At 64.9% G+C, this 25,936-nt stretch carries 25 protein-coding genes and 1 pseudogene; 8 read left to right on the top strand and 18 right to left on the bottom strand.

Annotated elements, in window-relative coordinates; all coding sequences use genetic code 11:
* Positions 1–382: 382 nt before the first annotated feature.
* The 4 genes and pseudogenes from I5M_RS25695 to I5M_RS25680 all read left to right on the top strand — a co-directional run.
* Positions 383–868, top strand: a pseudogene (locus tag I5M_RS25695) (Asp/Glu racemase); the annotation flags it as partial.
* Between the two features lie 10 nt (positions 869–878).
* Positions 879–1,673, top strand: a complete 795-nt coding sequence (locus I5M_RS25690) for an alpha/beta fold hydrolase (protein WP_022724018.1) — start codon at positions 879–881, stop codon at positions 1,671–1,673.
* A 21-nt stretch (positions 1,674–1,694) separates the two neighbouring features.
* Positions 1,695–2,726: a leucyl aminopeptidase gene (locus tag I5M_RS25685; RefSeq protein WP_022724017.1), complete on the top strand. Its 1,032-nt coding sequence runs from the start codon at positions 1,695–1,697 to the stop codon at positions 2,724–2,726.
* A 35-nt stretch (positions 2,727–2,761) separates the two neighbouring features.
* Complete coding sequence (locus I5M_RS25680) at positions 2,762–3,394, top strand: isochorismatase family protein (protein WP_031337594.1); 633 nt, start codon at positions 2,762–2,764, stop codon at positions 3,392–3,394.
* Positions 3,395–3,438: 44 nt separating this feature from the next.
* Here I5M_RS25680 and I5M_RS25675 read toward each other — a convergent pair whose 3' ends face one another.
* The 7 genes from I5M_RS25675 to I5M_RS25645 form a co-directional block, all read right to left on the bottom strand.
* Complete coding sequence (locus I5M_RS25675; RefSeq protein ID WP_022724015.1) at positions 3,439–5,118, bottom strand: methyl-accepting chemotaxis protein; 1,680 nt, start codon at positions 5,116–5,118, stop codon at positions 3,439–3,441.
* 217 nt (positions 5,119–5,335) lie between these two features.
* A complete protein-coding gene (locus I5M_RS25670) occupies positions 5,336–6,106 on the bottom strand; it encodes an ABC transporter ATP-binding protein (RefSeq protein ID WP_022724014.1) in 771 nt (256 codons plus the stop codon).
* Positions 6,103–7,158 carry a dihydrodipicolinate synthase family protein gene (locus I5M_RS25665; protein WP_022724013.1) on the bottom strand — a complete coding sequence of 352 codons (1,056 nt, stop codon included), beginning with the start codon at positions 7,156–7,158 and terminating at the stop codon, positions 6,103–6,105. The genes I5M_RS25670 and I5M_RS25665 overlap by 4 nt, the downstream gene beginning before the upstream one ends.
* Positions 7,159–7,167: 9 nt before the next feature.
* Positions 7,168–7,995: a GNAT family N-acetyltransferase gene (locus tag I5M_RS25660; RefSeq protein ID WP_022724012.1), complete on the bottom strand. Its 828-nt coding sequence runs from the start codon at positions 7,993–7,995 to the stop codon at positions 7,168–7,170.
* The gene (locus I5M_RS25655) at positions 7,982–9,019 is read right to left on the bottom strand and encodes an NAD(P)-dependent oxidoreductase (RefSeq protein ID WP_022724011.1); all 1,038 of its coding nucleotides are present in this window, start codon (positions 9,017–9,019) and stop codon (positions 7,982–7,984) included. Before I5M_RS25655 ends, I5M_RS25660 begins: the two co-directional genes overlap by 14 nt.
* A 16-nt stretch (positions 9,020–9,035) precedes the next feature.
* On the bottom strand, positions 9,036–9,806 hold the full coding sequence (locus I5M_RS25650) for an ABC transporter permease (protein ID WP_022724010.1): 771 nt from the start codon (positions 9,804–9,806) through the stop codon (positions 9,036–9,038).
* Between the two features lie 93 nt (positions 9,807–9,899).
* Positions 9,900–10,544 (bottom strand): TetR/AcrR family transcriptional regulator, encoded by a 645-nt coding sequence (locus I5M_RS25645; RefSeq protein ID WP_022724009.1) that lies wholly within the window; start codon positions 10,542–10,544, stop codon positions 9,900–9,902.
* A gap of 107 nt (positions 10,545–10,651) precedes the next feature.
* Between I5M_RS25645 and I5M_RS25640 the strand changes: the two genes are divergently transcribed.
* A complete protein-coding gene (locus I5M_RS25640; protein ID WP_022724008.1) occupies positions 10,652–11,662 on the top strand; it encodes an ABC transporter substrate-binding protein in 1,011 nt (336 codons plus the stop codon).
* Between the two features lie 147 nt (positions 11,663–11,809).
* Here the strand turns inward: I5M_RS25640 and I5M_RS30635 are convergent, their stop codons facing one another.
* The 6 genes from I5M_RS30635 to I5M_RS25615 are packed head-to-tail and all read right to left on the bottom strand — an operon-like array spanning position 11,810 to position 16,998.
* Positions 11,810–13,042, bottom strand: a complete 1,233-nt coding sequence (locus I5M_RS30635; RefSeq protein WP_159104036.1) for an MFS transporter — start codon at positions 13,040–13,042, stop codon at positions 11,810–11,812.
* Complete coding sequence (locus I5M_RS32940) at positions 12,994–13,200, bottom strand: hypothetical protein (RefSeq protein ID WP_159104035.1); 207 nt, start codon at positions 13,198–13,200, stop codon at positions 12,994–12,996. The genes I5M_RS30635 and I5M_RS32940 overlap by 49 nt, the downstream gene beginning before the upstream one ends.
* A 48-nt stretch (positions 13,201–13,248) precedes the next feature.
* Positions 13,249–14,283 (bottom strand): 2Fe-2S iron-sulfur cluster-binding protein, encoded by a 1,035-nt coding sequence (locus tag I5M_RS25630; protein ID WP_022724007.1) that lies wholly within the window; start codon positions 14,281–14,283, stop codon positions 13,249–13,251.
* 9 nt (positions 14,284–14,292) lie between these two features.
* Entirely contained in the window at positions 14,293–15,261 is a 969-nt protein-coding gene (locus I5M_RS25625; protein WP_022724006.1) for a PdxA family protein, read from the bottom strand.
* Entirely contained in the window at positions 15,258–15,728 is a 471-nt protein-coding gene (locus I5M_RS25620) for an aromatic-ring-hydroxylating dioxygenase subunit beta (protein WP_022724005.1), read from the bottom strand. The genes I5M_RS25625 and I5M_RS25620 overlap by 4 nt, the downstream gene beginning before the upstream one ends.
* 1 nt (position 15,729) lies before the next feature.
* On the bottom strand, positions 15,730–16,998 hold the full coding sequence (locus I5M_RS25615; protein ID WP_022724004.1) for an aromatic ring-hydroxylating dioxygenase subunit alpha: 1,269 nt from the start codon (positions 16,996–16,998) through the stop codon (positions 15,730–15,732).
* A 104-nt stretch (positions 16,999–17,102) separates the two neighbouring features.
* Between I5M_RS25615 and I5M_RS25610 the strand changes: the two genes are divergently transcribed.
* Positions 17,103–17,882: an IclR family transcriptional regulator C-terminal domain-containing protein gene (locus I5M_RS25610; RefSeq protein WP_022724003.1), complete on the top strand. Its 780-nt coding sequence runs from the start codon at positions 17,103–17,105 to the stop codon at positions 17,880–17,882.
* A gap of 15 nt (positions 17,883–17,897) precedes the next feature.
* On the opposite strand, the gene I5M_RS25605 is transcribed toward I5M_RS25610, so the two are convergent.
* Positions 17,898–18,641, bottom strand: a complete 744-nt coding sequence (locus I5M_RS25605; RefSeq protein ID WP_022724002.1) for an SDR family NAD(P)-dependent oxidoreductase — start codon at positions 18,639–18,641, stop codon at positions 17,898–17,900.
* Positions 18,642–18,816: 175 nt separating this feature from the next.
* On the opposite strand from I5M_RS25605, the gene I5M_RS25600 reads away from it, so the two are divergent.
* A complete protein-coding gene (locus tag I5M_RS25600; protein ID WP_022724001.1) occupies positions 18,817–19,338 on the top strand; it encodes a helix-turn-helix domain-containing protein in 522 nt (173 codons plus the stop codon).
* Here the strand turns inward: I5M_RS25600 and I5M_RS25595 are convergent.
* Both I5M_RS25595 and glnT read right to left on the bottom strand, forming a co-directional pair.
* Positions 19,326–20,054: a helix-turn-helix domain-containing protein gene (locus I5M_RS25595; RefSeq protein WP_083909682.1), complete on the bottom strand. Its 729-nt coding sequence runs from the start codon at positions 20,052–20,054 to the stop codon at positions 19,326–19,328. The two genes, I5M_RS25600 and I5M_RS25595, sit on opposite strands and share 13 nt — an antisense overlap.
* A 111-nt stretch (positions 20,055–20,165) precedes the next feature.
* Positions 20,166–21,563 (bottom strand): type III glutamate--ammonia ligase, encoded by a 1,398-nt coding sequence (gene glnT, locus I5M_RS25590; RefSeq protein WP_210161629.1) that lies wholly within the window; start codon positions 21,561–21,563, stop codon positions 20,166–20,168.
* 162 nt (positions 21,564–21,725) lie between these two features.
* On the opposite strand from glnT, the gene I5M_RS25585 reads away from it, so the two are divergent.
* The gene (locus I5M_RS25585) at positions 21,726–23,087 is read left to right on the top strand and encodes an FAD-binding oxidoreductase (protein ID WP_022723998.1); all 1,362 of its coding nucleotides are present in this window, start codon (positions 21,726–21,728) and stop codon (positions 23,085–23,087) included.
* Between the two features lie 329 nt (positions 23,088–23,416).
* Here I5M_RS25585 and I5M_RS25580 read toward each other — a convergent pair whose 3' ends face one another.
* Both I5M_RS25580 and I5M_RS25575 read right to left on the bottom strand, forming a co-directional pair.
* Entirely contained in the window at positions 23,417–24,973 is a 1,557-nt protein-coding gene (locus I5M_RS25580) for a long-chain fatty acid--CoA ligase (protein ID WP_022723997.1), read from the bottom strand.
* Positions 24,974–24,999: 26 nt separating this feature from the next.
* Positions 25,000–25,716, bottom strand: coding sequence for a TetR/AcrR family transcriptional regulator (locus tag I5M_RS25575; RefSeq protein WP_040771899.1), 717 nt, complete (start codon positions 25,714–25,716; stop codon positions 25,000–25,002).
* Between the last annotated feature and the right edge of the window lie 220 nt (positions 25,717–25,936).

The following is a 25,936-nucleotide window of genomic DNA, read 5'->3' as shown; positions in this document are numbered from 1 at the left end:
GCTTATTTCCGAATTTTTTAATACGTTAACAAACGTGCGCGGAAGCTGGGTTCCGCCGGAAATGGCCTTGCAGTTGCCGTTTTCCCTTGACCAGGCGTCTCAGGGTCGTGTTGATGATTGAGCGTCTGAAGCGGCTCGGCAGACTACCTGAGGTTTCAAAGCCTGATGAACCTCGCGCAACGCAAAAGAACAGTCGGCAACCTCGGTATCTCGCCTGAGTTAGTTACCGATCCCGCTTTTGGTTACAAAGACTGAGCCATCTAGGCCCGCAATGTCCGACCTGCCCCAGCTCTACTACGTCACATCAAGTCTTGATGAATCGGTCGCTTTCGAGACGTGGAGCGCGGTCATCGCGCCGCTGTTCGAACCACGGCCATGCGTCGGCTATCACCGCGAATCGTCGCAGCGCCTCGCCGGCGTCGCGGCGGACAATGGCCACCCCGCTCCCGTCGTCAGCTCCGCCGGCGCGCTGGTCGACGGCATCAAGGCGATCGGCGCCAAGAAGATCGCGCTGGTCGCGCCCTATATGAAGCCGCTGACGCAGGTCGTGGTCGACTACATCCGCAACGAAGGCATCGACGTCGTCGATTGGCGCGCGCTGGAAATTTCCGACAACCTCGCCGTCGCGGCGCACGATCCGGCAAACCTGCCGGAGATCGCCAAGGCAATGCGGACCGCCGATGTCGACGCCGTGGTGCTGTCCGCCTGCGTGCAGATGCCGTCGCTCGCCGCGGTGCCGATGGCGGAGGCCATCACCGGCAAGCCGGTGCTCAGCGCGGCGATCGCCACCACCTGGTCGATGCTGAAGGCGCTGGGGCTCAACACCCGCGTTCCCGGCGGTGGCACGCTGCTGTCTGGCGCTTACTAGGAGGCCGATCATGACCAGCGTGGCGAGCCGCGGTTACAATATTCACGCCAACGGCATCCGGCTGCATCTGCTGCACTATCCCGGCAACGGCCCGCAGCTGATCATCGTGCCCGGTATCACCTCGCCGGCAATCACCTGGGGCTTCGTCGCCGAGCGCCTGATCAGCAAATTCGACGTCACCATCATGGACGTGCGCGGCCGTGGCCTGAGTCAGGCCGGTGCGCTCGACTACAGCCTCGACGCCATGGCGGACGATGTGGTTGGCATCGTCGCCGCGGGACAATTCGAACGGCCGATCGTTCTCGGTCACTCGATGGGCGCCCGCGTCGCGATCCGCGCCGCGCGCAAACAGCCGGATAGTTTCTCGGGCCTCGTATTGGTCGATCCGCCGGTCAGCGGGCCGGGGCGGCGGCCGTATCCTTCGGCGTGGCCGTGGTACGAAGATTCGATCGTGATGGCGCAGAAGGGCTGCTCGGGCGACGACATGCGCAAGTTCTGTCCGACCTGGACCGTTGAGCAGAATGCGCTGCGTGCCGAGTGGCTGCACACCTGCCAGCTCGACGCCATCCGCATCGCCTTTGACGGCTTCCACAGCGACGATATCCACGCCGATCTGCCGCAGATCAAGCTGCCGATGCGCCTCGTCGTCGCCGGCGGCGCCACCGTGGTTCAGGCCGACGACGTCGCCGAGATAAAGTCGCTGGCGCCGCATATCGAGACCCGCACCGTCGCGCGCGCCGGCCACATGATCCCGTGGGACGATCTCGAAGGATTTCTCCAGGCCGTTTCCGATTTCTCCGCCTGATAACAAGCCGAGGTAACAAGCATGGACCAGTCGATCTTCGCCGAGATTTGCCTGCACCAGCTCAAGATGTCGGGCGTGAAAGAGGGTGAGAAGCTGATCGTTCTCACCCAGGGCCAGGAGCGCCTCGACTACGCCGACGCGTTCATGAACGCCGGCCAGCGCCTCGGCGCCAGCATGTATCACATGCGCCTGCCGACGCCGCTGCCGACCAGCGGCTGGAATGTCGGCGTCACCGGCCTTGCGGCGATGCCCGATGCGGTCGAAGCGCTGAAGGCCTGCGACATGCTGATCGATTGCATCTTCCTGCTGTTTTCGCCGGAGCAGATGGCGATCCAGGCCGCAGGCACGCGTATCCTCACCGCGGTCGAACCGCCGGAACTGCTGGCACGGATGCTGCCCACCAAGGAAATCCGCGAGAAGGTCGAGATCGCCGCCGACATGCTGGCACGCGCCAAGGTGATGCGCATCACCTCGCCGCACGGCACAGACGTCACCTACAAGCTCAACACCTATCCGACCATCGCCGAATATGCCTGCACCGACGAGCCCGGCCGCTGGGACCACTGGCCGTCGGGCTTTGTCTTCACCGGCGGCGACGACGACGGCGTCGACGGCCGCATCGTGGTGGCGCCCGGCGACATCCTGCTGCCGCAGAACATCTATGTGCGCGAGCCGATCAGCTACACCATCGAGAAGGGCTGGATCACCGACATCCGCGGCGGCCTCGACGCCGAGCTGGTGAAGTCGTACATGGCGGCGTTCAATGATCAGCGCGGCAACGGCATGAGCCATGTCGGCTGGGGCATGAACCCCAACGCCAAATGGCACAACCTCGTCGCCGGAGCCTTCCCGGGCGGCATGGGCATGGAGCCGCGCAGCTTCTACGGCAACGTGATGTTCTCCACCGGCCCGAACAACGAACTCGGTGGGCCTAACGACACCGCCTGCCATCTCGACATTCCGATGCGCGGCTGCTCGCTGTTCCTCGATGACGAGCCGATCGTGGTCGACGGTGATATCGTGGTCAAAGAGATCCAAATGGAGCGCCACTGACGACTCGTCGTCGTTAGTTGACCGAGGGACACGACATGGCCGCCACTCAGGACACCGTCTATCGCGAGGCCGGCTTCGGCAATGCCGTGGCCCGCGGCTCGCGGCCGGCCGTGCTGGTCGTCGACTTCAGCTACGGCTTCACCGACACGGCCTACCCCACCGCGGCCGAAATGTCGGGCCCGATCGCCCGCACGCGGCAGATCACCGACTTGGCGCGCGAGCGCGGCTATCCGGTGATTTACACCACGATCGCGTATCAGCCGGGCGAGATCGCCACCCTGCCCTGGCTCAAGAAGGCCGCCGGCATGGCTGCGCTGCTACAGGGCAGCCGGTTGGTCGAGATCGACGCGGCGACCGGCATTCAGTCGAGCGATCCGGTGATCACCAAGAAGGGCGCCTCGGCGTTCTTCGGCACGCCGCTCGCGGCGCTGCTGACGAGCGTTAGGGTGGACACACTGGTGATCACCGGTGCGACCACGTCAGGCTGCGTCCGGGCCAGCGCCGTCGACGCGGTTCAGTCGGGCTTCACCGTGCTGGTCCCGGAAGACTGCTGCGCCGACCGCGCCGAAGCGCCGCATCGCGCGAATTTGTACGACATCAATCAGAAATACGGCGACGTCACCACGGCGGATGACATCATTGCTTGGATCGAAGGCCTGCCCGCGTAGTCCGCTTCGGCCAGCAGACTGACCCGGCAAGCCGCCAACCGCCGTCAGGCGGCCCGCACCGATTGCAGAAAGCGATCCACCTCGGACTTCAGCCGGCTGCTTTCGGCCGACAGCGACTGCGCGGCGCTCAGCACCTGGGTGGACGCCGACCGGGTCTCGACCGCGCCGAGCTGGACGTCGGCGATGTTCGACGACACCCGCATCGTGCCCTGGGCGGCCTGTTGCACATTGCGCGAGATTTCCTGGGTGGCCGCGCCCTGCTCTTCCACCGCCGAGGCGATGGTCGAGGAGATTTCTGACATCCGGCCGATCGTGCCGCTGATCTCTCGGATCGCGCCGACCGAGTCCTGGGTAGCCGCTTGGATTCCGGAAATCTGCAAACTGATCTCGCCGGTGGCCTTGGCCGTCTGCTCGGCCAGCGCCTTGACCTCCGCGGCCACCACCGCGAAGCCGCGGCCGGCGTCGCCTGCGCGCGCGGCCTCGATCGTCGCGTTGAGCGCCAGCAGATTGGTCTGACCGGCGATGGTGTTGATCAGTTCGACGACGTCGCCGATCCGGCTCGCGGCTTGCGCCAGCCCTTCGATCCGCTGATTGGTCTTGCCGGCCTGCTCGACCGCCTGGCCGGCGATCAGCGCCGAATCCTGGACCTGACGGCTGATCTCGTTCACCGAGGACGTCATTTCCTCCGCGGCCGATGCGACCGACTGAACGTTGGCTGCGGCTTCGGTCGAAGCCGAAGCGACCAGCGAGGTCAATTCCTGCGAGCGATGCGCGCTGCCCGAGAGCGTGCTGGCGGACGCTTCGAGTTCAACCGACGCGCTGGAGACGGCCTCAACGATCTGGCCGATCAGCGCTTCGAAATCGCGGGTGACATTGTTGAGATGCTCACCCTGCTCGATCTTGTTGCGGGCTTCGACCGCGGCGGCAGCGTCGGCGGACCTCTTTGCGATCAGCGCTTCCTTGAAGACCTGAAGGCTGCGCGCCATGTTGCCGATCTCGGTCCGCGCGTCCTGGTGCGGGATCGGCGCGGTCAGATCGCCGGCGCCGAGCGCCTGCATCGGCATTTCGATTGATTTGATCCCGCTCGAGACGTCGCGGATGAGCAGCACCGCGGCGCAGATGCCGAGAATCATGGTGACGACCAGCGACAGCGTCACGATCTTCATCGCCGCGCCATAGCTGTGCTCCGCCGACGATGCGGCGTAGGCGGCACCCTTGTTGTTGAGATCGATGTCCTTCTGCAGGATCTCGTCCGACTTCACACCAACCAGGGAGGCTTTGGCGTGCAGCACGCGCGCCGCGGCGTCCTCGTTCCTGCGCGACAGCACGAGCACCTGCTGCACGCCCTCGAGATATTGCTGCCAGGCGTCTTTCGACTCGTTGTAGATCGCGCGTTCTTCGGGCGAGGTGATCAGACGTTCATAGCGCGCCTGGACCTCGCCCAAGATGCCGATCCATTTCGCCAGCAACTTTTCCTGCGCCTGTTTGCTCGGCTCGTCGGTGGCGAGCAGGTGCGACCGGACGATGGCGCGATAGGTGATGGTCGCCGCACGGATCTCACCGAGCGCCCGAACGCTGGGCAGCCAGCTGTTCGCGATCTCGACAGTGGAGCCGTTGATGTCGCTCATCTGCTTCAAAGAAAGTGCGCCGATCGCCGACATCGCGGCGAGCAGAAACAGGACGACGACGGTGATCTTGGCGCGGATGGAGTAGCGAGCGAGCATGCGGAAGTCCCTTGAAAGGTCAGGCGCCGGTGCGCGGGCGGTAGGCCGCAGGCATCCTACCGCTACTTCGTTAAGGGCAGTTCAAAGAGAGCACGCAACGTCCAAATAGCGTTGCGATTTTTCGAGTGATACATTTGCACATTGTATCAGTCGCGCATCCGCGGCCCGGCCCACGGCCTTGTAGAGCTCAAATCATATGATCGTGGGACCGCGGTGCTTAATGCGTCAGGCCCAGCCTGTTGTAGATGCGCCGGACGTAGCCGCCGAACGCATCGTCGGTCTTGATCGACAGATCGCGCGGCATCGGCAGATCGATCGGGAAGTACTCCGCCATCCGCGCCGGGCGGGCCGTCAGCACCGCACAGTGCGAGCCGAGAAACACCGCTTCCTGGATGCTGTGAGTGACGAACAGGATGGTCTTGGCGCTCTCGCGCCAGATCCGCAGCATTTCGAGATTCATCTGCTCGCGCGTCAGAGCGTCGAGTGCGCCGAACGGCTCGTCCATCAGAATCAGCTTGGGGTCGTGCACGAAGGCGCGCGCGATGGCGGCACGCTGCTGCATGCCGCCGGAGAGCTGCTGCGGGTACTTGTCCTCGTAGCCGGCGAGCCCGACCAGCGCCAACAGGTCGCGCGCCCGCGCCCGCGCCGCCTTCATCGGCAGGCCGACGATCTCGGCCGGCAGCAGCACGTTCTCCAGAATGGTGCGCCATTTCAGCAGCAGCGCCTGCTGAAACACCATGCCGATGTCGCGCGCCGGATCGAATGGGGACGCCGCGTTGCCGATGCTGACCGTTCCGCCGTCCGCACCGTGCAAGCCGGCGAGGATCTTCAGCACCGTGGTCTTGCCGCAGCCGGACGGGCCGACCAGCGCCACCAGTTCACCTTCATGCACGTCCATCGTCACATCGGAGACCGCGAGGAATTCGCTGCCACCGGTGCGATACACCTTGCGGACGTTGCGCAGGCTGATGAACGGCGCTTCGCTCATGCCAGCCAGCGCTCCAGATTGGCGGCGACGAAGGCATCGTCGCTGAGATCGGCGTGCTCGCGGCAGACGCGGTCGATCTGCGCAGCCTGGCCGTCGCTCAGCCCTTCATGCGGGTCGAGACACCAGATGCCCTGCAACAGCCCCTGCCGTCGCAGCACCTCATGGCAGCCGGCAATGCAGCCGTGGAAGTTGTTGGCGACGTCGAAGAACGCGCTGTTGCAATCGGTGACGCGGGCATCGAGTGCCAGCAGATCCGCCGGCAGGCTGTCCCGGCCGCGCGCGGCCTTGCAGGCCTCGAACTGCCTGATCGCCGCCTGCGTCCACACCGACCAATGGCCGAGCAGGCCGCCCTTGAAGTACGCGCGCGTCGTGACGCCCCTGTCGCGCAGGTCGAAGGGCAGCGTCAGGTCGAGCAGGATGTGGTCGTCGTTGCCGGTGTAGAGCGCGACGCGGTCGAGCGCGCCGGCTGCCGCGACGCCGCGCAGTACGTCGAGCGTGCGATAGCGGTTGAATGGCGCCACCTTGATGGCGACGACATTGTCGATCGAGGCGAAATCGCGCCAGAACGCAGAGCTCAGCGTGACGCCGCCGACCGCCGGCTGCAGATAGAAGCCGACCAGCGGGATCTCTTTTGTCACCGCGCGGCAGTGCTCGAGGATCTCAGCCTCGGCCGACGACTTCATCGCCGCGAGGCTGAGCAGACCGGCGTGATAGCCGATCGAGCGTGCGGTTTGCGCTTCGGCGACTGCTTGCTGCGTCTTGCCCGCAAGCCCGGCGACCAGCGCCAGCGGTCGCTTGGTCCAGGCGGTCGCGGTCTCGGCCGCGAGTTCGAGCACCGGCTTGTACAGGCCGACGTCACGGATGGCGAACTGCGTGGTATGGACGCCGACCGCGAGGCCGCCGGCACCGGCGTCGATGTAGTAGCGCGTCAATGCACGCTGGTGCTTGGTGTCGAGCTTGCGCGACGCATCGAGTGCAAGCGGGTGCGCCGGGATGACGGTGCCCTCGGCGATCAGGCGGCGAACGCCGGAGTTCATCGCGGTGTGGTGCATGACAATGTCCTAACCGTATTCCGGGCCGGCGACGGCGAACGGCAGTTCGCCGGGCGGTTGCGTCGCCGTGCCGTGGCGCATCCGCAGGAACGGCCGCTCGACCACCCAACCGCGCCGCTCCAGCGCTTCGACAAAGCCAGATGGCCCGGCGACGGCATCGAGCAGGATCGGCCGCGTCTCGGCGGCGACGATGGCGTCGACTAGAGCCAGTGCGGACGAGAGAGCCGGCGCGAACAGCGGCCCGATGTGCCGGGCGACACGGCCATCGCGTACCAGCGCGACGGCGCCGTCCAGTTCAAACAAACGCGCCCCGCTTCGCCCGCCGAGTTCTGTGAGCAAATCGGTGCGCGCGAAGCCGATCGCGGCCCGGTCGCGTGCGATCAGATCAGGCAGGCTGGCCCCGCGAGGCATCGCCGCGCCCGGTGCGGCCAGCTTCGCGGTCAACCGCAGCCGGCGCAGCTCCAGCACCCCGGCGAAACCGAGCGGCCCATACACCGTCGCGCCGGCCGGCGTGGCGTCGAGCCACGTCGTCAGCTTCAACGCTTCGGCTTCGGCCAGGCAGCGATCGATCAGCCGCGTCGCGAGGCCGCGGCGGCGGCAACGCTCGGTGACCAGCACCATGCTGATCCAGGCGTTCGCGTCATCGTGCGGCAGGAGCGCCGCGGTGGCGACGAGCTCGCCGCCCTCGCGCACGCCGAAGGTCAGGCCGCGGCGGATGAAGAACCGCCAGTCGGCTTCGTTCTGATTCCAATGCGCTTCGGTGGACAACAGCAGGCAGGCGGCCGCGTCGGCTTCGACCAGCCGGACCAGCGCGCTGTCCGCCTCAATAGCGGCCATCGCGCACCTCGTACTTCGTCGGCTTGCCGATATTCGGCATCTCGCGCGCCACCCAGTCGGCCGTCCAGGCGACGAGTTGATCGGTGTCGACCACGGCTTCGCCGAACAGCTTCACCGCCTGCGTCGTGTCGGTGAGCCACGCGGTCGGCTGCTCCTGGCCGACCAGCACCGGCTCGCGGCCAAACAGCTTGCCGAACTTGGCAGCCAGATCGCGCACCAGCAGCGTCTCGTGGCCGGAGACATTGATCGGCTTCGTCGGCGTGGTGCAATGCGCCAGGCAGCGCAGCGCCTGCGCGGAGGCGTCGCCCTGCCAGATAAAATTGACGTGGCCGATGCCGAGATCGATGGGCTTGCCTTGCCAGACCTTGCTGGCGATATCGTAGAGGACACCATAGCGCATATCGATGGCGTAGTTGAGTCGGAACAGCCGGCCAGGCGTCTGGTACTTGGCCGAAAAGTACTCGAACAAACGCTCGCGGCCGACGCAGGACTGCGCATACTCGCCAGGAGGATCGGGCGGCATCGACTCCGGCGACCCGCCACTGTCCACCGGCACGAACGGATAAACGCAGCCGGTCGAGAACGCGACGATCCGCGAAGTGCGGAACGCCTGCGCGATCAGCGCCGGCACGTGCGAATTCATCGCCCAGGTCAGTGCCAGATCGCCTTCGGCGCCGAACTTGCGGCCGGCCATGAACACGATGTTGGGCGACTTCGGCAGCTTGGCGATCTCGGCCTCGTCCAAGAGATCGCACGCGATGGTCTCGACGCCGCGGGCTTCGAGGGCGGCCTTCGACGCCGGATCGCTGAACCGCGCCACGCCGATGACACGGCGGTTCGGCGACGCCGCTTTGGCCAGCCCGGCCAGCGTCGGCCCCATCTTGCCGGCGACGCCGAGCACCATCAGGTCGCCGTCGACCTTGGCGAGATCGTCGATCAACGCCTGGGTGGGCCGGCAGAGCAGATCGTCGAGCGCCGCAACGTCGGGGATGGTCTTGGGCAGGGTCTCGCGGCTGAGCAGCATTGTTGTTCCTTGTTGATTATTGCAGCCTGACATCGCGCACCACCACGAGCCGTTCGAGCCCGAGCACGATGCCGTACAGCGCGACACCGAGCAGCGTCAGCAGCACCACCGCCATCAGCATTGCCGGCGTATCGAGCGCCGACTGCACCTGGATCATCAAATAGCCGAGCCCCTTATCCGAGGCGATGAATTCGCCGACGATGGCGCCGGCGACCGCCAGGATGGCGCCGACCTTCATGCCGGAAAATACGTAGGGCAGCGAACCGGGCAGTTGGATCTTGCGAAACAGCGTCCAGCGCGAGCCGCGCAGCGATTTGACGAGATCGAGCAGGTCGGGCTCGACCTCGCGCAGGCCGCGCGCCGTCGTCAGCAGGATCGGGAAGAAGCAGATCGAGAACGCGATCAGGATGTTCGGCACGATGCCGTAGGAAAACCAGACGATGATCAGCGGGCCGAGCGCGACTTTCGGGATCATGTTGAGCGTAACGAACAGCGGCAGCAGCAGCACGCTGACCAGCGGCGACCAGCTGAAAACCACGGCGAGCGCAACGCCGACAACGGAACCAAGCGCGAAGCCGCCGAGGATCTCGGCCGAAGTGACCAGCGAATTGCTGAGCCAGGAATACTGCGCCGAGCCCAGCGTCTTGATCGTCTCCAGCGGCGACGGTAGCACGAACTTCGGCACATGAAAGACGTCGACCAGCACCTGCCACAGCACGATGACCGCGACGTGCACCAGCACGATGATCGCGGCCGAGCGTAGCGATTGGCGTCCAGCTTCCGTCACGAGCGTCCTTGTTCGGGCTTAGGTAGCCTGCCCGGCTCCGCAGCCTAGACCGCGGCCCGCCATGTTTCAACCATCTGGTTGATTAAAGCGACGTCAGGGACGCAGCGAATGCAGCACCAGATCGACCACATGGCGCCGCCGCGCCAGCCGCTCGCCGCGTGAAGCAAGATCGCGGGCGAAGATTGCCGACAGAGTCGGATTGTTGGCGAAGTAGAAATAGCTGAGGCCGGCGATGGAAATATAAAGCTGCACCGGGTTGATGCCCTTGCGGAACACGCCCTGCTGCACGCCCTCTTTCAGGATCTTCGACACCAGATCGACCAGCGGCGAATGCATCGCTTCGAGCCGCCCGGAACCTTGCACATGCCGCGCACCGCCGCGGTTCTCGTCGTTGAGCAGTACGATGAAATCGGGATGCGCCGCCAGATGGTCGAACGAGAACTCGATCAGCTTGCGGATGGCCCGCTCCGGCGGCAGGCCGTCGAGCTTCAGCTCGCGCTCGTGGCTGCGCAGTTCCTCGTAGACCCATTCGAGCACGCCGAGATACAGCGCGTCCTTGTCGCCGAAGTAATGATAGACCAGCTGCTTGTTGACGCCGGCGCGGGCGGCGATTTCGTCGACGCGGGCGCCGGCGAGGCCGCGCGCCGCGAATTCGTGGCGCGCCGCGGTGAGCAGCTTGTGGCGGGTCGCTGCCGGGTCGCGCCTCTGCTTGGTGTCGGTTTTCGGGCTCTTGCTCATTTTCAACCAGATGGTTGACAATTCGGATCACGATCTGTTGCATGGCGGGTGCCGGACTTGCAAGCCTGCGAGTGACCCGATCGCTCGCGACCACAGGAGAGCTGTCGATGAAGTCGATCCGATTGGCCGCGGCCGCCCTCGCACTGGCGGTCTCGATCCCTGCACTGCCCGCCCATGCGGGCGAAGCGGTCAACCTGATCCTGAATTGGACGCCGACCGCCGACCATTCGCCGTTCTACTACGCCAAGGCGCAGGGTTGGTACGAGAAGGCGGGCATCGACCTGACGATCGAATCCGGCAAGGGCTCGGGGGTGTCGTCGCTCAAGGTGGGCTCCGGCGGCTCGGCGTTCGGCATCGCCGACCTCGCCACCATGCTGGTGTCGAAGAGCAAAGGCGCCGACGTCATGGCGCTGATGAGCATCTACGCCAACACCGGCCAGACCTTCTATTGGCTGAAGAGCTACGGCGTGAATGGGCCGAAGGACTTTCCTGGCCACAAGATCGGCAATCCGCCCGGCGACGCTTCGCGTGTGATGTGGCCGGCCTTCGCAAAGGCAGCCGGCATCGCGGCGGACTCGGTGACCTTCGTCAACGTCGGCCCCACCGCCAAGATCGCCGCGCTGAAGGGCCACAGCGTCGATATCATCAGCGATTTCTACAACGAGCACGACCGCAAGGTGATCGAGTTCGGCAACGACCTCGGCTTCGTCAACTGGAAGGATATCGGGCTCAACCCGTACGGCAATTCGCTGATCGTCAACGGCGCCTACTTGGCCAAGAACCCCAAACTGGTCCACCACTTCGTCGGCGTGACACAGAAGGCGTTCGCCGCCTGCGTCGAGAACGTCGATCCCTGCCTCAAAGCGTTGCTCGACAACGTCTCCGGTCTCGACAAGGAGAACCAGGAACGGCAGTGGGAACGCATCAAGTACTTGATGACCGACGAATTCACCACGACGAAAGCGCTTGGTTGGATCGACGATGCGCGGATGAAGAAAGACTACGAGCTGGTCCAGACCTATCTGGGCATGGAAAAGCCGTTCGACGTCGAAACCGCCTTCACCACCAAGATGCTCGATACGTCAATCAAGATGGATGCCAGCAAGGTGAAGAAGTAGCTCGCATCTGACGGCTCGCAGCCCAAGAAACAGAAGTCGTCATGGCCGGGCTCGTCCCGGCCATCCACGTTCTGGCTGCGGCTTCGTGGATGCCCGGCACAAGGCCGGGCATGACGCGGTGGGCAACTCGATTAATAGGACCAACTTCTACGTCCGCTCGAAACTCGGCGCATCGACTCGAGCAACCAGGGCGCTGTCGTCGCGAGCTTCGGTGCGCTTGCCGCCGCCGTACCAGTGACCGAGTAGAGCGACCAGCAGGCCGGCCACCAGCATCGGCGCCGCCGCGGCGTAGAAGATACTTTGGGTGGCGAGATTGTAGGTCAGCAGCGCGCCGAGCAGGAGCGGGCCGGCGATGCCGCCGAGCCGGCCGATGCCGAGCGCCCAACCCACACCGGTCGAGCGGATCGGCGTCGGATAGTAGATCGCCGCCAGCGCGATGACGCTCTTCTGGCCGCCGCTGATGCAGAAGCCGGCGCAGAACGCCGCGGCGTGCAGCGTCCATTCCGGCCCGCCGATCGCCCAGCCGAACAGCACGACGAACACCACGCCGGCCAGATAGACCACGGCCAACGAACCGTACGGCCCGATCCGATCCATCGCCGGACCGATCGCGAAGGCGGCGATGATGCCGCCGACCGTGGTCATGCTGGTCGCCAGCGCGATGGTGCCGAGCTTGTAGCCGACATGGCCGAGGATCGTCGGCAGCCAGCTCTGCAGCGCGTAGAACTCGGCGAGATTGAGCGTGAACACCAGCCAGATCACGACGGTGCCGAGCGCGCGGCCCGAGGTGAACAGGCTGCCGACGGCGCTACGGCTTTCGGCGGCCTCGGTGGTGAAGCTGGCCGGGCTGCGCTCGGGCAACGTCCGATCGACGCGGCGGACGACGCGCCAGATGCTCTCGGGCCGTGCATTGGTGCGGATCAGGAAGTCCATCGACTCGGGCAGATACATCCAGGCGATGAGACCGACGATCAGCGGCGCCACGGCGCCGATCCACAGCATCGAGCGCCAGCCGAATTCGGGAATGGCCCAGGCCGCCACCGCGCCGGCCGCGACGAAGCCGAGCGAGAAGCCGCAATAAATCGCCAGCACGAAGGTGGCGCGCAGCCGCGACGGGCTGAACTCGGTGGTCAGCGCGATCGCGCTGGGGATCACCGAGCCGAGCGCGATGCCGGTGGCAAACCGCAGCACGACCAGCGTGGTGACGTTGCCGGCGAAGATCGTCGCGAAGGTGGTGGCGGCGAAGATCAGCGTGCTCCACACCACCAGCTTGCGGTGGCCGAAGCGGTCCGATAGCGGCGACACCAGCAAATAGCCGACCATCAGGCCGGTCAGCGCCGACGAGAACACCGGCCCGAGTACCTCGCGCGACAGCCCCATTCTTTGGCGATCGACGGCGCCATGTAGCTGATCGCCTGGGTGTCGAATCCGTCGAGGAACATCACCAGGGCGCATAGCACTACGATGGCGTATTGTACGGCGCCGGTGCGACGCGAATTGATGAACGACGGCACGTCGAACGCGATTTGACTACTCATTTTCCATCCCTGTCTTTCGGTTCTTATTTGTACGCCGCTGGGCGGCGATCAGACGGCAGTCGCCAACGCCGGCTGCGGCGCAGGCACTTCGGTGGCGCCACTCGGCACGAAGGCATCCGCGAAGAAGCGGTCTTCAGGCAGGCCGCCCAGCGACGTGAAATCGCTGCGCGCCGCCTGGATCATCGCCGGATTGCCGCAGGCATAGACTTGCCAGCCGGCCAGATCCGCGACGTCATCGAGCACGGCGCGATGCACCAGACCGGTCCGCCCCGACCAGTCGGCGTCGGGATTGGACAACACCGGCACGAAGCTGAGCCACGGAAAGCGATCCGCCCATTTCCGGCAGATCGCCGCCTGATACAAATCGGCGCGGCTGCGTCCGCCCCAATACAGCCGGACCTCGCGCGACAGCCGCCGCCGGATCATGTCGTCGATGATCGAGCGCACCGGTGCAAAGCCGGTGCCCGTGGCGACAAATAGATAGCGGGCGTCGCTGGCGTCGCGAACGTAGAAATCGCCGTAAGGAATTTCGATCTCCAGCCTGTCGTCGAGCTTCAGGGTCGACAGCACCTTTTCGGAGAAATGCCCACCCGGCACGTGGCGGATGTGGAGTTGCACACCGTCGCTTTCCTGCGGCGCGTTGGCCATCGAGAAGCTGCGCTCCTCGCCATCCGGCAGCTTGACACGCAGATACTGGCCGGCTTTGAACTTGGCACGAATGCTGGCCGGGAAGCGGAGCTGCAGCACCGCAACATCGTCGGCGGGGCGGGACATGCGGAACACCCGCGCGGTGATCTTCTTGCGGGCGAGGGGGTCGTAACGCGCGATGCGGCGCGGCCGCACGGTGAGATCGCTCTTCGGCGTCGCCGTGCAGAACAACACGCCGCCGGCCGGGCCGCTGATCTCGCGCGAGCGCTGGCGGACATCGCCGTCGTCGAGCCAACCCTGACACGACGAGCACACGCCCTTCCGGCACGAATACGGCAGGGTGTAGCCGGCGCGCTCTGCCGCGGCGAGAACGGTCTCGCCTTCATTGCAGTCGAACGCGATGTCGCTGTCCTGGACTGAAATCTGGTAGCTCATAATCCGTCCTCAGAATCTGTTGGCGCCAGCGACGAGCTGGATACAGCGAAGCACCGGGCCGGCGTCTGCGACGCCTTTGCCGGCGATGTCGAAGGCGCTGCCGTGGCCGACGCTGGAGAACATCAGGCCGGCGCCGATCGACATCGCCGCCGAGTTGCGCCCTGCCAGGAGCTTGATCGGGATGTGGCCTTGGTCGTGATACATCGCGACGAACGCGTCGTAGCCGCTGTGCCCCAGCATCAGATCGGCGCCGACCGGGCCGTCGATATCGAAGCCCTCCGCCCTCAGCCGCTCGACCACCGGCTTGACGATCCGGTCGTCGTCGTCGCCGAACAGCCCGCCCTCGCCGGCGTGGGGATTGATGCCGAACACGCCGAGCCGCGGCTTGCCGATGCCGAGCGTGCGCAGCGCGTCCGCCGCGGTGCGGATCGCACGCTCGATCAGCTCGGGCGTGATCCGCTGCAGGGCGCCGGCGAGCTGTTCGTGCAGCGTGACGTGGACGATGCGTAATCCCGCGCCGACCAGCATCAGGAACACTTCGTCGTCCGGCACCTGCTTCAGCCGCGCCAACAGGCTCGGATAGCCGGAGAACTTGATACCGGCGGAATTCACCGCGGTCTCGGAGTGGGGACAGGCGACGATGCTGCGTGCGCGCCCGCTCTCGATCAGCTGCAGCGCCGCATCGACATACGCGACAGTTGCGCGACCGCTATCGGGACTGGCCGAGCCCGGCCGAAACGTCTCGAGCGTCAGGCTGCCGACGTCGTGATAGAGCAGCGCGTCGCGGTCATCTGCTTGTTCGTCAAAGCGGCGCAAGGCGCGCTCCGGCGCGATCTGTTCCACGTAATGGCGAATGACGAAGCCGTCTCCGACCAGAACGGGCTGCGGACCTTCCGATGCCAGCGCGGCCTTCACCGCGATCTCTGGCCCTATGCCGTTCGGATCACCGATCGTCAGCGCAACGACATCGGACCTCATAGCGGCAGCGCCAGCAGCGTATCGATCCGCGAACTGTCGCACACCACCGTGCGCTGATGCAGCTTGGCGGCGGCGCCGTCGATCTCGTAGACGTCGAAGTAGCGCCCGGTGGCGTAGATCGAGGTTTCGCCGTCCTGCATGATGCGCGCGACCATGAACGAGGTCTCGCTGCTCACCATCGCGCCGTCTTCGGACAGGATGGAGGGCTGCCCAAGGATGTGACGATAGCTCTGGCGCTCGTAGATGTTAGCGTCGCGCAGCGCCGAGACGCGGTCGGTCAACATTCCGCGCGAGTTGGCGAACACGATGCCGGCTTCGAGCCCGTCGCGATAATTCGACGAGGTGGTGATCTTGTAGAGGCAAGGCCCGTGAAACAGATTGGGCCATTCCTCGAGACGATCGTCGTCGATGCAGCGCGCGTAGTCGGCCTGGGCCTGGGTAATGTATTGAAGAAGATTGCCGTTCATCTCACAGACCCATATTGGCGCGATACGCCTTCCAGAAGCCGCGCACGGACGCTTCGGTGACCCGGCTCTCGCTGCTGGTGGCTTCGGCGCCGCCCATCTCCAGCACCGCGCGGTTGCTGCTCGCCCCGGAGATGCCACGCTGCACGAAGCCGCCGACGCAGCCGTCTTCCATCGAGATGTAGCCGGCGGGACCAACCAGATTGGCCTGCTTCAGCCGCGTCAGCCGCTGTTCGGGCGTATCGTCGGCGAAACCCAGATAGGTCCAGTTGAGATCGGTCTTGTCGATCGCGCGCGGCACGATCTGGCGGACGGCGATCGCGTTCTGAATCTGCTGCAGCACGAAGGTCGGGAACACCGACAGGATCTGCAGCGTGACGCCGTCGTGGTATTCGTCGAAGCCCTGCAGCAGCGTCGGATCAGCCAGCTTGTACTCGCTCTCCGAGCGGATCTGCTGCTTGGCGTAGTCGACGTCCTTCGCCGCCTCGGGATCGATCGCCGAATAGCTGACGTGATGGCCGCCGCTCTCGTCCACGATGATGCCGCCCTTTTGAGACAGGCGGTTCAGCTCGAAAGTGGTGAAGAACAGATGCAGAATGCTGGCGTGATACGAGTCCTTGACGTTCTCGATATACAGCTTCCAATTGTTCGGCAGCACCTGCGTGAAGCGCCCGAGCACCGCCGGCGTCCGGCCGCCGAGCACGCGCTCGATCCGGGTCATGATCTCTTCGCCGAGATACTCCTCGATCGGCGGCACGTCTTCGGAGAACGAGCCGAAAATCAGCCCGTGCACCAGCGCGATGCGCAGCTTGCGCGGGCCGTGCTGCTCCATCTTGAACGAGTCGGGCATACCGCCTTTGCCCTTGATGCCGTCCTTGAGGGCGACGCCGGTCAGGTTGCCCTGCGGGTCGTAGTTCCAGGCGTGATAGACGCAGCTGAAGTCCTTGCGGTGCTTGGCGCGGTTCTTCAGGCAAATCAGCGCGCCGCGGTGGGCGCAGCGGTTCTCGAAGGCGTAGATCTCGTTGTCGGTGTCGCGGGTGACGATCACCGGCGTATCGCCGACTTGTGTGGTGAGAAAGTCGCCCGGCTCGGCGAGTTCGACCTCCAGCGCCAGGTAATGCCAGTTGGGACCCTGGAAGATCAGCCGCTGCTCGTCGGCATAGACCCGCTGATCCTGGAACACCCAGTAGGGCACGCGGGTGAGCCCCTCCGGCCAGGCGGTCGGCCACGGAATCCAGCTCGCTTCATCACGCGGCACCACGATCTCGTTCATCTGCTGTCCCTTGACGCTCGCCCCTGAATGTTCGAATATCGAACACATGATCTAATTTCGAGCCATTCTCAACGGTATTCCTCTGCTGTCAAGCGAGAAGCGGGATGACTGAAATCACCACAACCGAGAAGCGCGAGGGCATGGGCGGGCTGGCCAAAGGCCTCGCCATCATCGAAGCGTTCTCCGTCAACTCGGTGATGAGCGTCGCCGATGCGGCCCGCGCCTCGGGGGCGACGCGCGCCGCGGCGCGGCGCTGTTTGCTCACGTTGGTGGACCTCGGCTATCTCGAACTAACCGGCCGCGACTATCGGCCCCTGCCCCGCTTGCGGCGGCTCGGCGGCGTCGCGTCCGAGCGAGATCGCTTGGTGCAGGTGGCGACGCCGTTGTTGGCGCGCGCGCGCGACGAACTCGAGGAGTCGGTTTCGCTCGCTGTGCTCGATGGTGATCAGTCGCTATTCATTGCCCGCGTCGAGGCGCAACACATCGTCGCGACCGGCGTGCGCGTCGGCGCGACGCTGCCGCTGTATTGCTCGGCCACTGGCCGCGTCCTGCTCTCGGGCAATACGGACGCCGATATCACCGCGAAGCTGAGCCGTACGCCGATCGTCGCCCGGACGCCGCACGGACTTAGCGAGCTTGCTGACATTGTCGCGGCGATTAACGCCGCCGCCAAGAACGGCTATGCTATCAGCGACGAGGAACTGGCGCTGGGATTACGCTCGCTCGCCGTCCCGGTGTTCGGCGCTGAAAATGAAATCGTCGCCGCTGTCAGCGTCAGCGCGGCATCCGCGCGCATCAAGGTCAGCGAATTGCGCAAAAGGTTTTTGCCGCAGCTCAGAACCTGCGCCGAAGCGATTTCGCAAGCCTTGCAAAAGCTGAGATGACGACGTGGCGGGCGATCACCACTTCTCGCCGAACGGGCGGATTTCCTGTTCGAATACCCAGGCCGTGCGCGGCTGCTGATACAGCGCCCAATAGGCGTCGGCCACTGCGGCCGGCGGCATCAGGCGATTGGGGTCGAGATTGCTCAGCGCAGCGTCGCCTTCACGCTCGCGGATGCGTTCGCGTACCCATTCGGTATTCACGCCGGAGTCGATGATCAGATGGGCAACGTGGATGTTCTGCGGCCACAACTCGCGGGCGGCAGACTGCGCAACGGCGCGTAGGCCGAACTTCGCGCTGGCAAAGGCCGCGAAGCCGACGCCGCCCCGCAGACTCGCGGTCGCGCCGGTGAAGAAGATGTTGCCGCGGCCGTGCGGCAGCATCAACCGCGCCGCCTCGCGCCCGGCCAGGAAGCCCGAGTAGCAGGCCATCTCCCAGACCTTGCGAAACACGCGTTCGGTGGTGTCGAGCAGCGGGAAATTGACATTGGCGCCGACGTTGAAGATGCAGACTTCGAGCGGCGCGACCTTGTCGGCCTCGTTGAGGAACGTGACGACCTCTTCCTCTTTGCGTGCATCGAGTGAACGGGCGTGGACGGCGCCACCCGCGGCTTCGATCTCTTTCACCAGCGGCGCCAGCTTGTCGCCGTTGCGACGACCGGCGAACACCGTGAATCCCTCGGCGGCAAACTTCTTGGCGATTTCCGAGCCGATGTAATCGCCGGCGCCGATCACGGCGACGGTCGCGTTGCGCTTGCTCATCGTTTCCTCCCGAATACCGGCCGCGAGCGCCGTTGACCCGAACGCTATAGTTCCTTTTTAGAACTGTCAATCAATCCCTCGAAATGCTAGTTTTTGCTGACAACATTTGCCGATGCATAGAGCAAGTACCTTATTTGAACGAAGCAGAGCGTTCGAGCCGAGCAGGAGACACAGGATGAAGTGGGATGCTCTGGAGGAGGAATCTTGCTCGATTGCACGTTCGCTCGCTGTCATCGGCGACCGCTGGACGCTGTTGGTGCTGCGCGAGTGCTTCCTACGCGTCCGGCGCTTCGAGGAATTTCAGACTAACCTCGACATCACCCGCCATCTGCTCGCCGACCGGCTGAAGAAGCTGGTGAGCTACGGCGTGCTGCGCCGCATCCCCTACCAAGACTGCCCGAAGCGCTACGAATATCTGCTGACCCCGAAGGGCCTGGACCTCTATCCCGTCCTGATGGCGATCGTGCATTGGGGCGACGTCCACATGGTCGATGAGCGTGGCCGTCCTCTGCTTCATGAGCACAAGAATTGCGGCAAGGTGTTCGATCCGGTGATGGTCTGCTCGGAATGCGGCGAGCCGCTGCGGGCGCGCGAAGTGCATACGCATCCGGGCCCCGGCGCGGATACGGACCGCTTCCCGGCTGGGGCAAATGGCAAGGCGCCGCGGCGCAGGCCGCGCCGCGCTCACTCGGTGTAGATAATGATCGTGATGAAGCGGATCCGGTGGTCGAGTAGTTTTTCGGGACCGTGCAGCACATTGCCCGAGAAGGTGAAGGCGTCGCCCGGCTCGATCAGAAATGTCTTGTCGCCGAACCGATATTCCATCCGGCCGCTCAACATGTAGATGAATTCCGTTCCGGGATGCTGAAAGCGCGGATAGCTTTCGCTGGCGCGGTCCATCTCGATCAGGAACGGCTCGAATGTCTTCCGCGGACCTTTGTGATAAGACAGCAGCCGATAGGTGTGGCCATGCTTGGTGCCGGTGCGGACAACCTCCATCTGGTCGCCGGCCTTGATGAGCTGCGCGTCGCCGACGGTCTCCTGCACTTCGGCAAACAGCGTCGGCAAATCCGTTCCGAGCACGGCGCAGATCCGCTCGAGCAGCGGCAGGCTGACGGTCGATTGGCCGTTCTCGAACCGGCTCATCATCGGCACGGAGATCGATGCCGCAGAAGCGACCTCGCTCAAGGTGAGACCGCGCTCGAGTCGCGCGCGGCGTAACGCGGCGCCAGTCCGCTCATCGATCGGCGCTCGCGCAACAACGGTCTCGGCCGCGCCCTGCCGCTGCTCGCTTGGTTCAACCTTGCGAGAAGCTCCGGGCCGCTTGGCGACCGCCTTCTTCACTCTTGGCACCTCGCCTCCTCCACCGACTCGAAACCGGCGCAAGATAGAATGCCCCGTTCGACTTTGCATGCGTCGGTTGGCATTGACCGCCACTCTTTGTCCGCATCGTCCGCATTGCGAGCCGGCTGTGCTCGAGACACAGCCCGACATTCGCAAGCGATGCGACTTGCTTGAAGTCGATCAGAAGAAGGAGAGATAGCGCTCGATCTCCCAGTCGGATACGTGGCGATGATAGTCGGTCCACTCGTCGCGCTTGAGTTTGACGAACTCGTCGATGACGCCCTGTCCGAGTGCATCGGCGAACAGGTGGTCCGCTTCGAGCGCCGTAAGCGCTTCGGCCAGGGTCTGCGGCAGCAATTCGACGCCCATCTGGCGGATCTGCTCCGATGACAGGCCATAGAAGTTGACGTTCTTCGGTGCACCTGGATCGAGTTCGCGGTCGATGCCGTCGAGGCCGGCCGCAATCAGCGCCGCCGTGGCAAGATATGGGTTCATGCTGCTGTCGCCGGTGCGGATTTCGATCCGGCCATAGGGGATGCGCGCCATCGCGGTGCGATTGTTGTCGCCATAGGCGATGAACGCCGGTGCCCACGTGGCGCCCGACGCGGTGCGGCCGACGACCAGCCGTTTGTAGGAATTCACCGTCGGGGCGAGCAATGCTGTCAGCGCCTTGGCATGCGCCATAACGCCACCGAGGAAGTGATAGGCCAGCTTGGAGAGCCCGAGGCCGTTCGAGTCGCTGTCGTCATGGAACAAATTTCGTCCCGCAGCATCGGCGATCGAACAGTGAATGTGCATACCGCTTCCGGTCGAATTGCTGCGCGGCTTCGGCATGAAGGAGCAGATGGCGCCGAATTCGTGAGCGATCTCGGACGCGGCCATCTTGAAGAACAGAATTTGATCCGCACTCGTCAACGCGTCCGCGTACTTGAAGTTGATCTCGTACTGCCCGTTCGCATCTTCGTGGTCGATCTGATAGACGTCGATGCCGACCGCCTGCAGCGACTCTGTCATTCGCTCGAGGAAGTCGCGCCCCCGCATCAAACCGCGATAATCGTAAGCCGGCTTGGCAAGCCTGTCGGTCGCATCGAACGGCGCGAGCTTGCCGTCGGCTTCACGCCGCAGCAGGATGAATTCAGGCTCCAGCCCCGTGTTCAAGGTCCATCCGCGCTCCGCGAGCCGCGCGACTTGTTTCTTGAGAACATTGCGCGTGTCGATGGGATGCGCTTCGCCCTTCACCGTGCCGACGCCCATCATCCGCGCGTAGCCCGGCGCCCACGGCGTCACCATCAGGGTGTCGAGCTCGCACACAACCATGTACTCGGCCTCGTGCGGCAGCATGCCGAGGCCCCAGGCCCCGGCCCCTGCAAAGCCGGCGCCGTCGGTGATGAGATCTTCGAGATGCTGCACCGGCACGGCCTTGCTCTTGGCGACGCCATGCAGATCGACGAACTGCGCAAGCAGGTAGCGGACCCCCGCCTGCCTCAGGAAAGCGTGCATGTCCTGCAGTTCAGCACCCTTTGGCGCGACCAGTTCTCCCGGAGCGAAACCACCCATCAAACCCGTTGAAGCATCCATGCGCGAGATCCCGAAGACTCGTGGAGGCTGAGCCGCAGCAACGCGGCCAAGCCCGAGATGAACCGGCAACTACCCATACTTCACGAGTTGCATTTTGTGCAATTGATTTTTATATTCTGCAAGTCCTTGGGGCGACGCCAATCGGAAATTGTCACGGCGAAAATGAGCGACCAGTACGAGAAAACGATCGAACCGCCGGGAATTCGCCTGGGCGACCTCGCAGCCGGTCGCACGAGATCCGAGGTCATATCCGCACGACCCTATTGGTGGCGCGCGGCGCCTCCCCGAGCCACATCTACGTTTCCGCCGCAGAGCACCGACGTCCTGATCGTCGGCGCCGGCTACACGGGACTATCCGCGGCGCTGGTGCTGGCGCGCGCGGGGCGGCAGGTCACCGTGGTCGACGCCGGGGTGCCGGGGTTCGGCGCAAGTACGCGCAACGGCGGACAGGTCGGCAGCGGCAACCAGAAATTCCGGGTGAAGACGCTGATCGCGATGCAGGGCGAGCGCAAGGCCGTCGAGCTGCTTCACGAAGGCGTCGCGATGCTCGACGGCATCGAGGCGCTGGTGCGCGACGAGCAGATCGACTGCTCGTTCCGCCGCTGCGGCCGCTTCCGCGGCGCGATGCGTCCCGAGCATTACGACGCCATGGCGCGCGACATGGAAGACCTGGCGCGCTACGCGGGCGTCACCTTCGAGATGGTCGAGCGCCGCAATCAGCACACGGAAATCGCGACCGACATGTTTCACGGCGGATCGCTGCTCCCGCAGGACGCGGCGCTGCATCCGGGGAGATATCACGCCGGCCTGATGGCACGGGCGATTGCAGCCGGCGCAACAGTGTTCGGCAACAGCCCGGTCGGCGCGATCGCGCGCGAACGCGACGGACACAACGTCCAGATTGGCAACCGCACGATCCGGGCGCGCGACGTGCTGATCGCCACCAACGGCTACACGAAGAACGTCAGTCCTTACTTCGACCAGCGCATTGTGCCGGTCGGCTCGGCGCAGATCGCCACCGAGATCATGCCGCCCGAGGTATTCGATCGCCTGATGCCCGGCGGCCGAGTCTATGGCTGCACCAACCGGGTGTTCTTCTATTTCCGCCCGGCGCCCGACGAACGCCGGCTGATCTGGGGCGGCCGCGTCGATCACTTCAAGCCGGAGACCGCGATGGCCGCCTATGCGCATCTGGCGCGAGACCTACTGCGGGCGTTTCCGATGCTCGGCGACGTCCGCGTCACCGACGCGTGGAGCGGCCTGATCGGCCACAGCTTCGACGACTTCCCGCATCTCGGCCGCGCGCCCGACGGCGTATACTACGCGATGGGCTATTGCGGCACCGGCGTCTCCCGCTCGACGCATTTCGGGCGGAAGATTGCGCTGAAGATGCTCGGCCACGCCGACGGCCGCTCTGCCTTCGACGACCTCGCTTTCCCCAGCCATCCGTTTCACGCTTTCGCGCGCCCCGCCGTGCCGCTGGTCGAGAGCTGGTACAGGGCGCGCGACTTCACCGGCCTTTAGCCCGGAAATGCCGTCAGTTTGCGCCAGATCAATATGGGTATCATGATAGGGAGCATGATCGCGGCCAGTCATTGACGCCTGTGGGGGCCTCGTAATGCTGAAATTATCTCGGCGGGACCATTTCTTTCACCCGTGTACCGCCTGCCGCTCCACCGCGAGCCTGTTTCGCATCAGCCCGCTGGGCGATCAGAGCGAATTGCGGAGCTACGAGTGCCGGCGCTGTTCGCGGGTCGACCATTACGAAGTTGCGGCCGATCCTGCGGCGGCCTGGGTTCTGCTCGACCCCACGCCCGCCGCAGACGGCTGCTCCGCTTGAAACGCGAGCGCGCTCAACTCACCCTTCGCTCGCGTTTCTCCCAATAAGGCTGGCGCAGTTCGCGCTTCAGGATCTTGCCGGCGCCGGACAGCGGCAGCGGCGTCTCGGTGATCTCGACGCTGCGCGGGCACTTGTAGCCGGCGATCAGCGCCTTGCAGTGGGCGATCAGCTCGTCGGCTGTCACCGTCGCGCCGGCCTTGGTGACGACGACGGCGTGGACCTGCTCGCCCCAGGCGTCGTGCGGAATGCCGATGACGGCGCATTGCGCCACCGCCGGATGCTGCGCCACCGCGTTCTCGACCTCGACCGAGTACACGTTCTCGCCCCCGGAGATGATCATGTCCTTGACGCGGTCGACGACGAAGACGAAGCCGTGCTCGTCCATGTAGCCGCCGTCGCCGGTGTGCATCCAGCCGCCGGCCAGCGCCCGCGCGGTTTCCTCCGGACGTTCCCAATAGCCCATCATCACGTTGTCGCCGCGCACGCAGATCTCGCCCACCGTGCCATAGGGCACCGGCTTGTCGTCGGCATCGACGATGCGCACTTCGCAGCCGAGCGTCGCGCGGCCGGCGGCGCGCTGGCGGCCCTTGGCCTTGCCTTCGCCGATATGCTCCTTCCAGTGCAGCAGCGTGGCGATCGGCGACAGTTCGGTCATGCCGTAGGCCTGGGTGAACTGCACGTGCGGCAGCGCGGCGCTGGCGCGCGCCAGCACGGCCTCGCTGATCGGCGAGGCGCCGTAGACGATGTTTTTCAGCGATGACAGGTCGTAATTCTTCAGCGCCGGATGATCGACGAACATCTGGATCATGGTCGGCACCAGCAACACGTCGGTGACGCGCTCGTTCTGCATCGCCTGCATCACGCCTTCCGGCGTGAATGACGGGATCATCACATTGGAGCCGCCCGACAGCAGCAGCGAATACATCGCCGCGCCATTCGCCAGATGGAACATCGGCGCGGCGTGCAGATACACCGATGTCCCTGGGAAGAGGCCTTCGCCGAGCGCGTTGAGCGCGTTGGCCATCAGGTTGCCGTGGCTCAGCATCACGCCCTTGGAGCGGCCGGTGGTGCCGCCGGTGTAGAAAATGCCGGCGAGATCGTCGGCTTTTCGCATCGCGTCCGGAATCGGCTCGTGCGCCGCGATGACGTCCTCGTAGCTGCGCATGCCCTCCGGCACGTCGCCGTCGTCGGCATAGATCATCGCCATCCCGGGAATGGCCTTCGCCAGCGCGGCGCCGGTCGAGGCGAACGCCTTGTCGACCACCAGCGCCACCGCGCGGCAGTCGCGCAGCGCATCTTCGTTCTCCAGCGCGCTCCAGCGGATGTTGAGCGGCACGATCACGCCGCCGCACCAGCCAGCGGCCAGATACATTTCCAGATAGCGATCGGAATTCATCGACAGGATGGCGACGCGTTCGCCCTCGCCGACGCCGAGCGCGCGCAGCCCGCCCGCGAGCCGCGCGACGCGGTCCCCGACCTCGCGCCAGTTGCGCTTTCGCCCGTTGAAAACGGTGGCGAGGCCGTCCGCGTTGATCTGCAGCGCCCGCCGCAGGCCGTGAGTGATGTTCATGTAGTCCTCCCTATGTTGTTTTCGTCTTATTTCTTCTTCGTGGTGGGCGCTCTGGCGGCGCTCTTCTTGGTCCTCGGTGCTGGTGGTTGCTTGATCGGTCGCTTATTCACCGTCGCGGTGGCGAGGCCTTCGGTCAGCCGTTCGGCGAAATCGTCGGCGATCGCATCCGGCGTCAGCTCGCCGCCACGTTGATACCAATGACCGATCCAGTTGAGCGAGCCGGCGATGGCGAACGCCGCCATCTTCGGATCGCACGGCTTGATCGAGCCGTCGGCGATGCCCTCAGTGATGTAGCGCCGGAAGGTCCGGTCGATGCCGCGCTTGGCGGCGCGCACGGTCTTGGCGTTGCTCGGGCTGAGGTCGCGCGGATCGAACCGCACCAGGCTGGCGCCGAAATCCGTCGCCATCGTCTCCGCATAGGAGTGCACCAGCGCGCGCAATTTGCCGAGGCCGTTCTGCCGGCTGCCGTCGATCGCCGCGATGAAGCCGTCGACCTGCTCCTGCCCCAGCGCCCAGCATTCGAACAGGATGTCCTCCTTGCTGCGGAAGTAGTTGTACAGCGCCGGCTTGGTGATGTTCAGCCGCTCGGCGACCTCGTTGAGCGTGGCGCGATGATAGCCCTGCTCGAGAAACAATTGCACGGCCGTGCGCAGCACCGCCTCGCGCTTTTCGTCGCGGGCGCGGCGGCGGTTCTCGAACGGCATCCAGGGCGAGGTCGTGTCGTTGGCGGGGCGTCCGTCCATCATGCATCCGTGAAACGGGGCCGATTGACTCCGGCGCCGACGGCTTATATTACTCACGGGTAATAAAAAGTCCAACGAGTAAGATTGGGAGAGAAACAGATGGCGTCACCCGTTTACGTCGCCGGCGTCGGCATGATCCCGTTCATGAAGCCGGGCGCCAGTGAGCCCTATCACCTGATGGGCGCCGAGGCGGCGCGCCGCGCCTCAGCGATGCCGCATC

The organism is Rhodopseudomonas sp. B29, from assembly GCF_000333455.1.
Lineage (GTDB): Bacteria > Pseudomonadota > Alphaproteobacteria > Rhizobiales > Xanthobacteraceae > Rhodopseudomonas.
The sequence above is the reverse complement of the archived record's forward strand: the minus strand, read 5'-3'. Positions and strand labels throughout refer to the sequence as shown.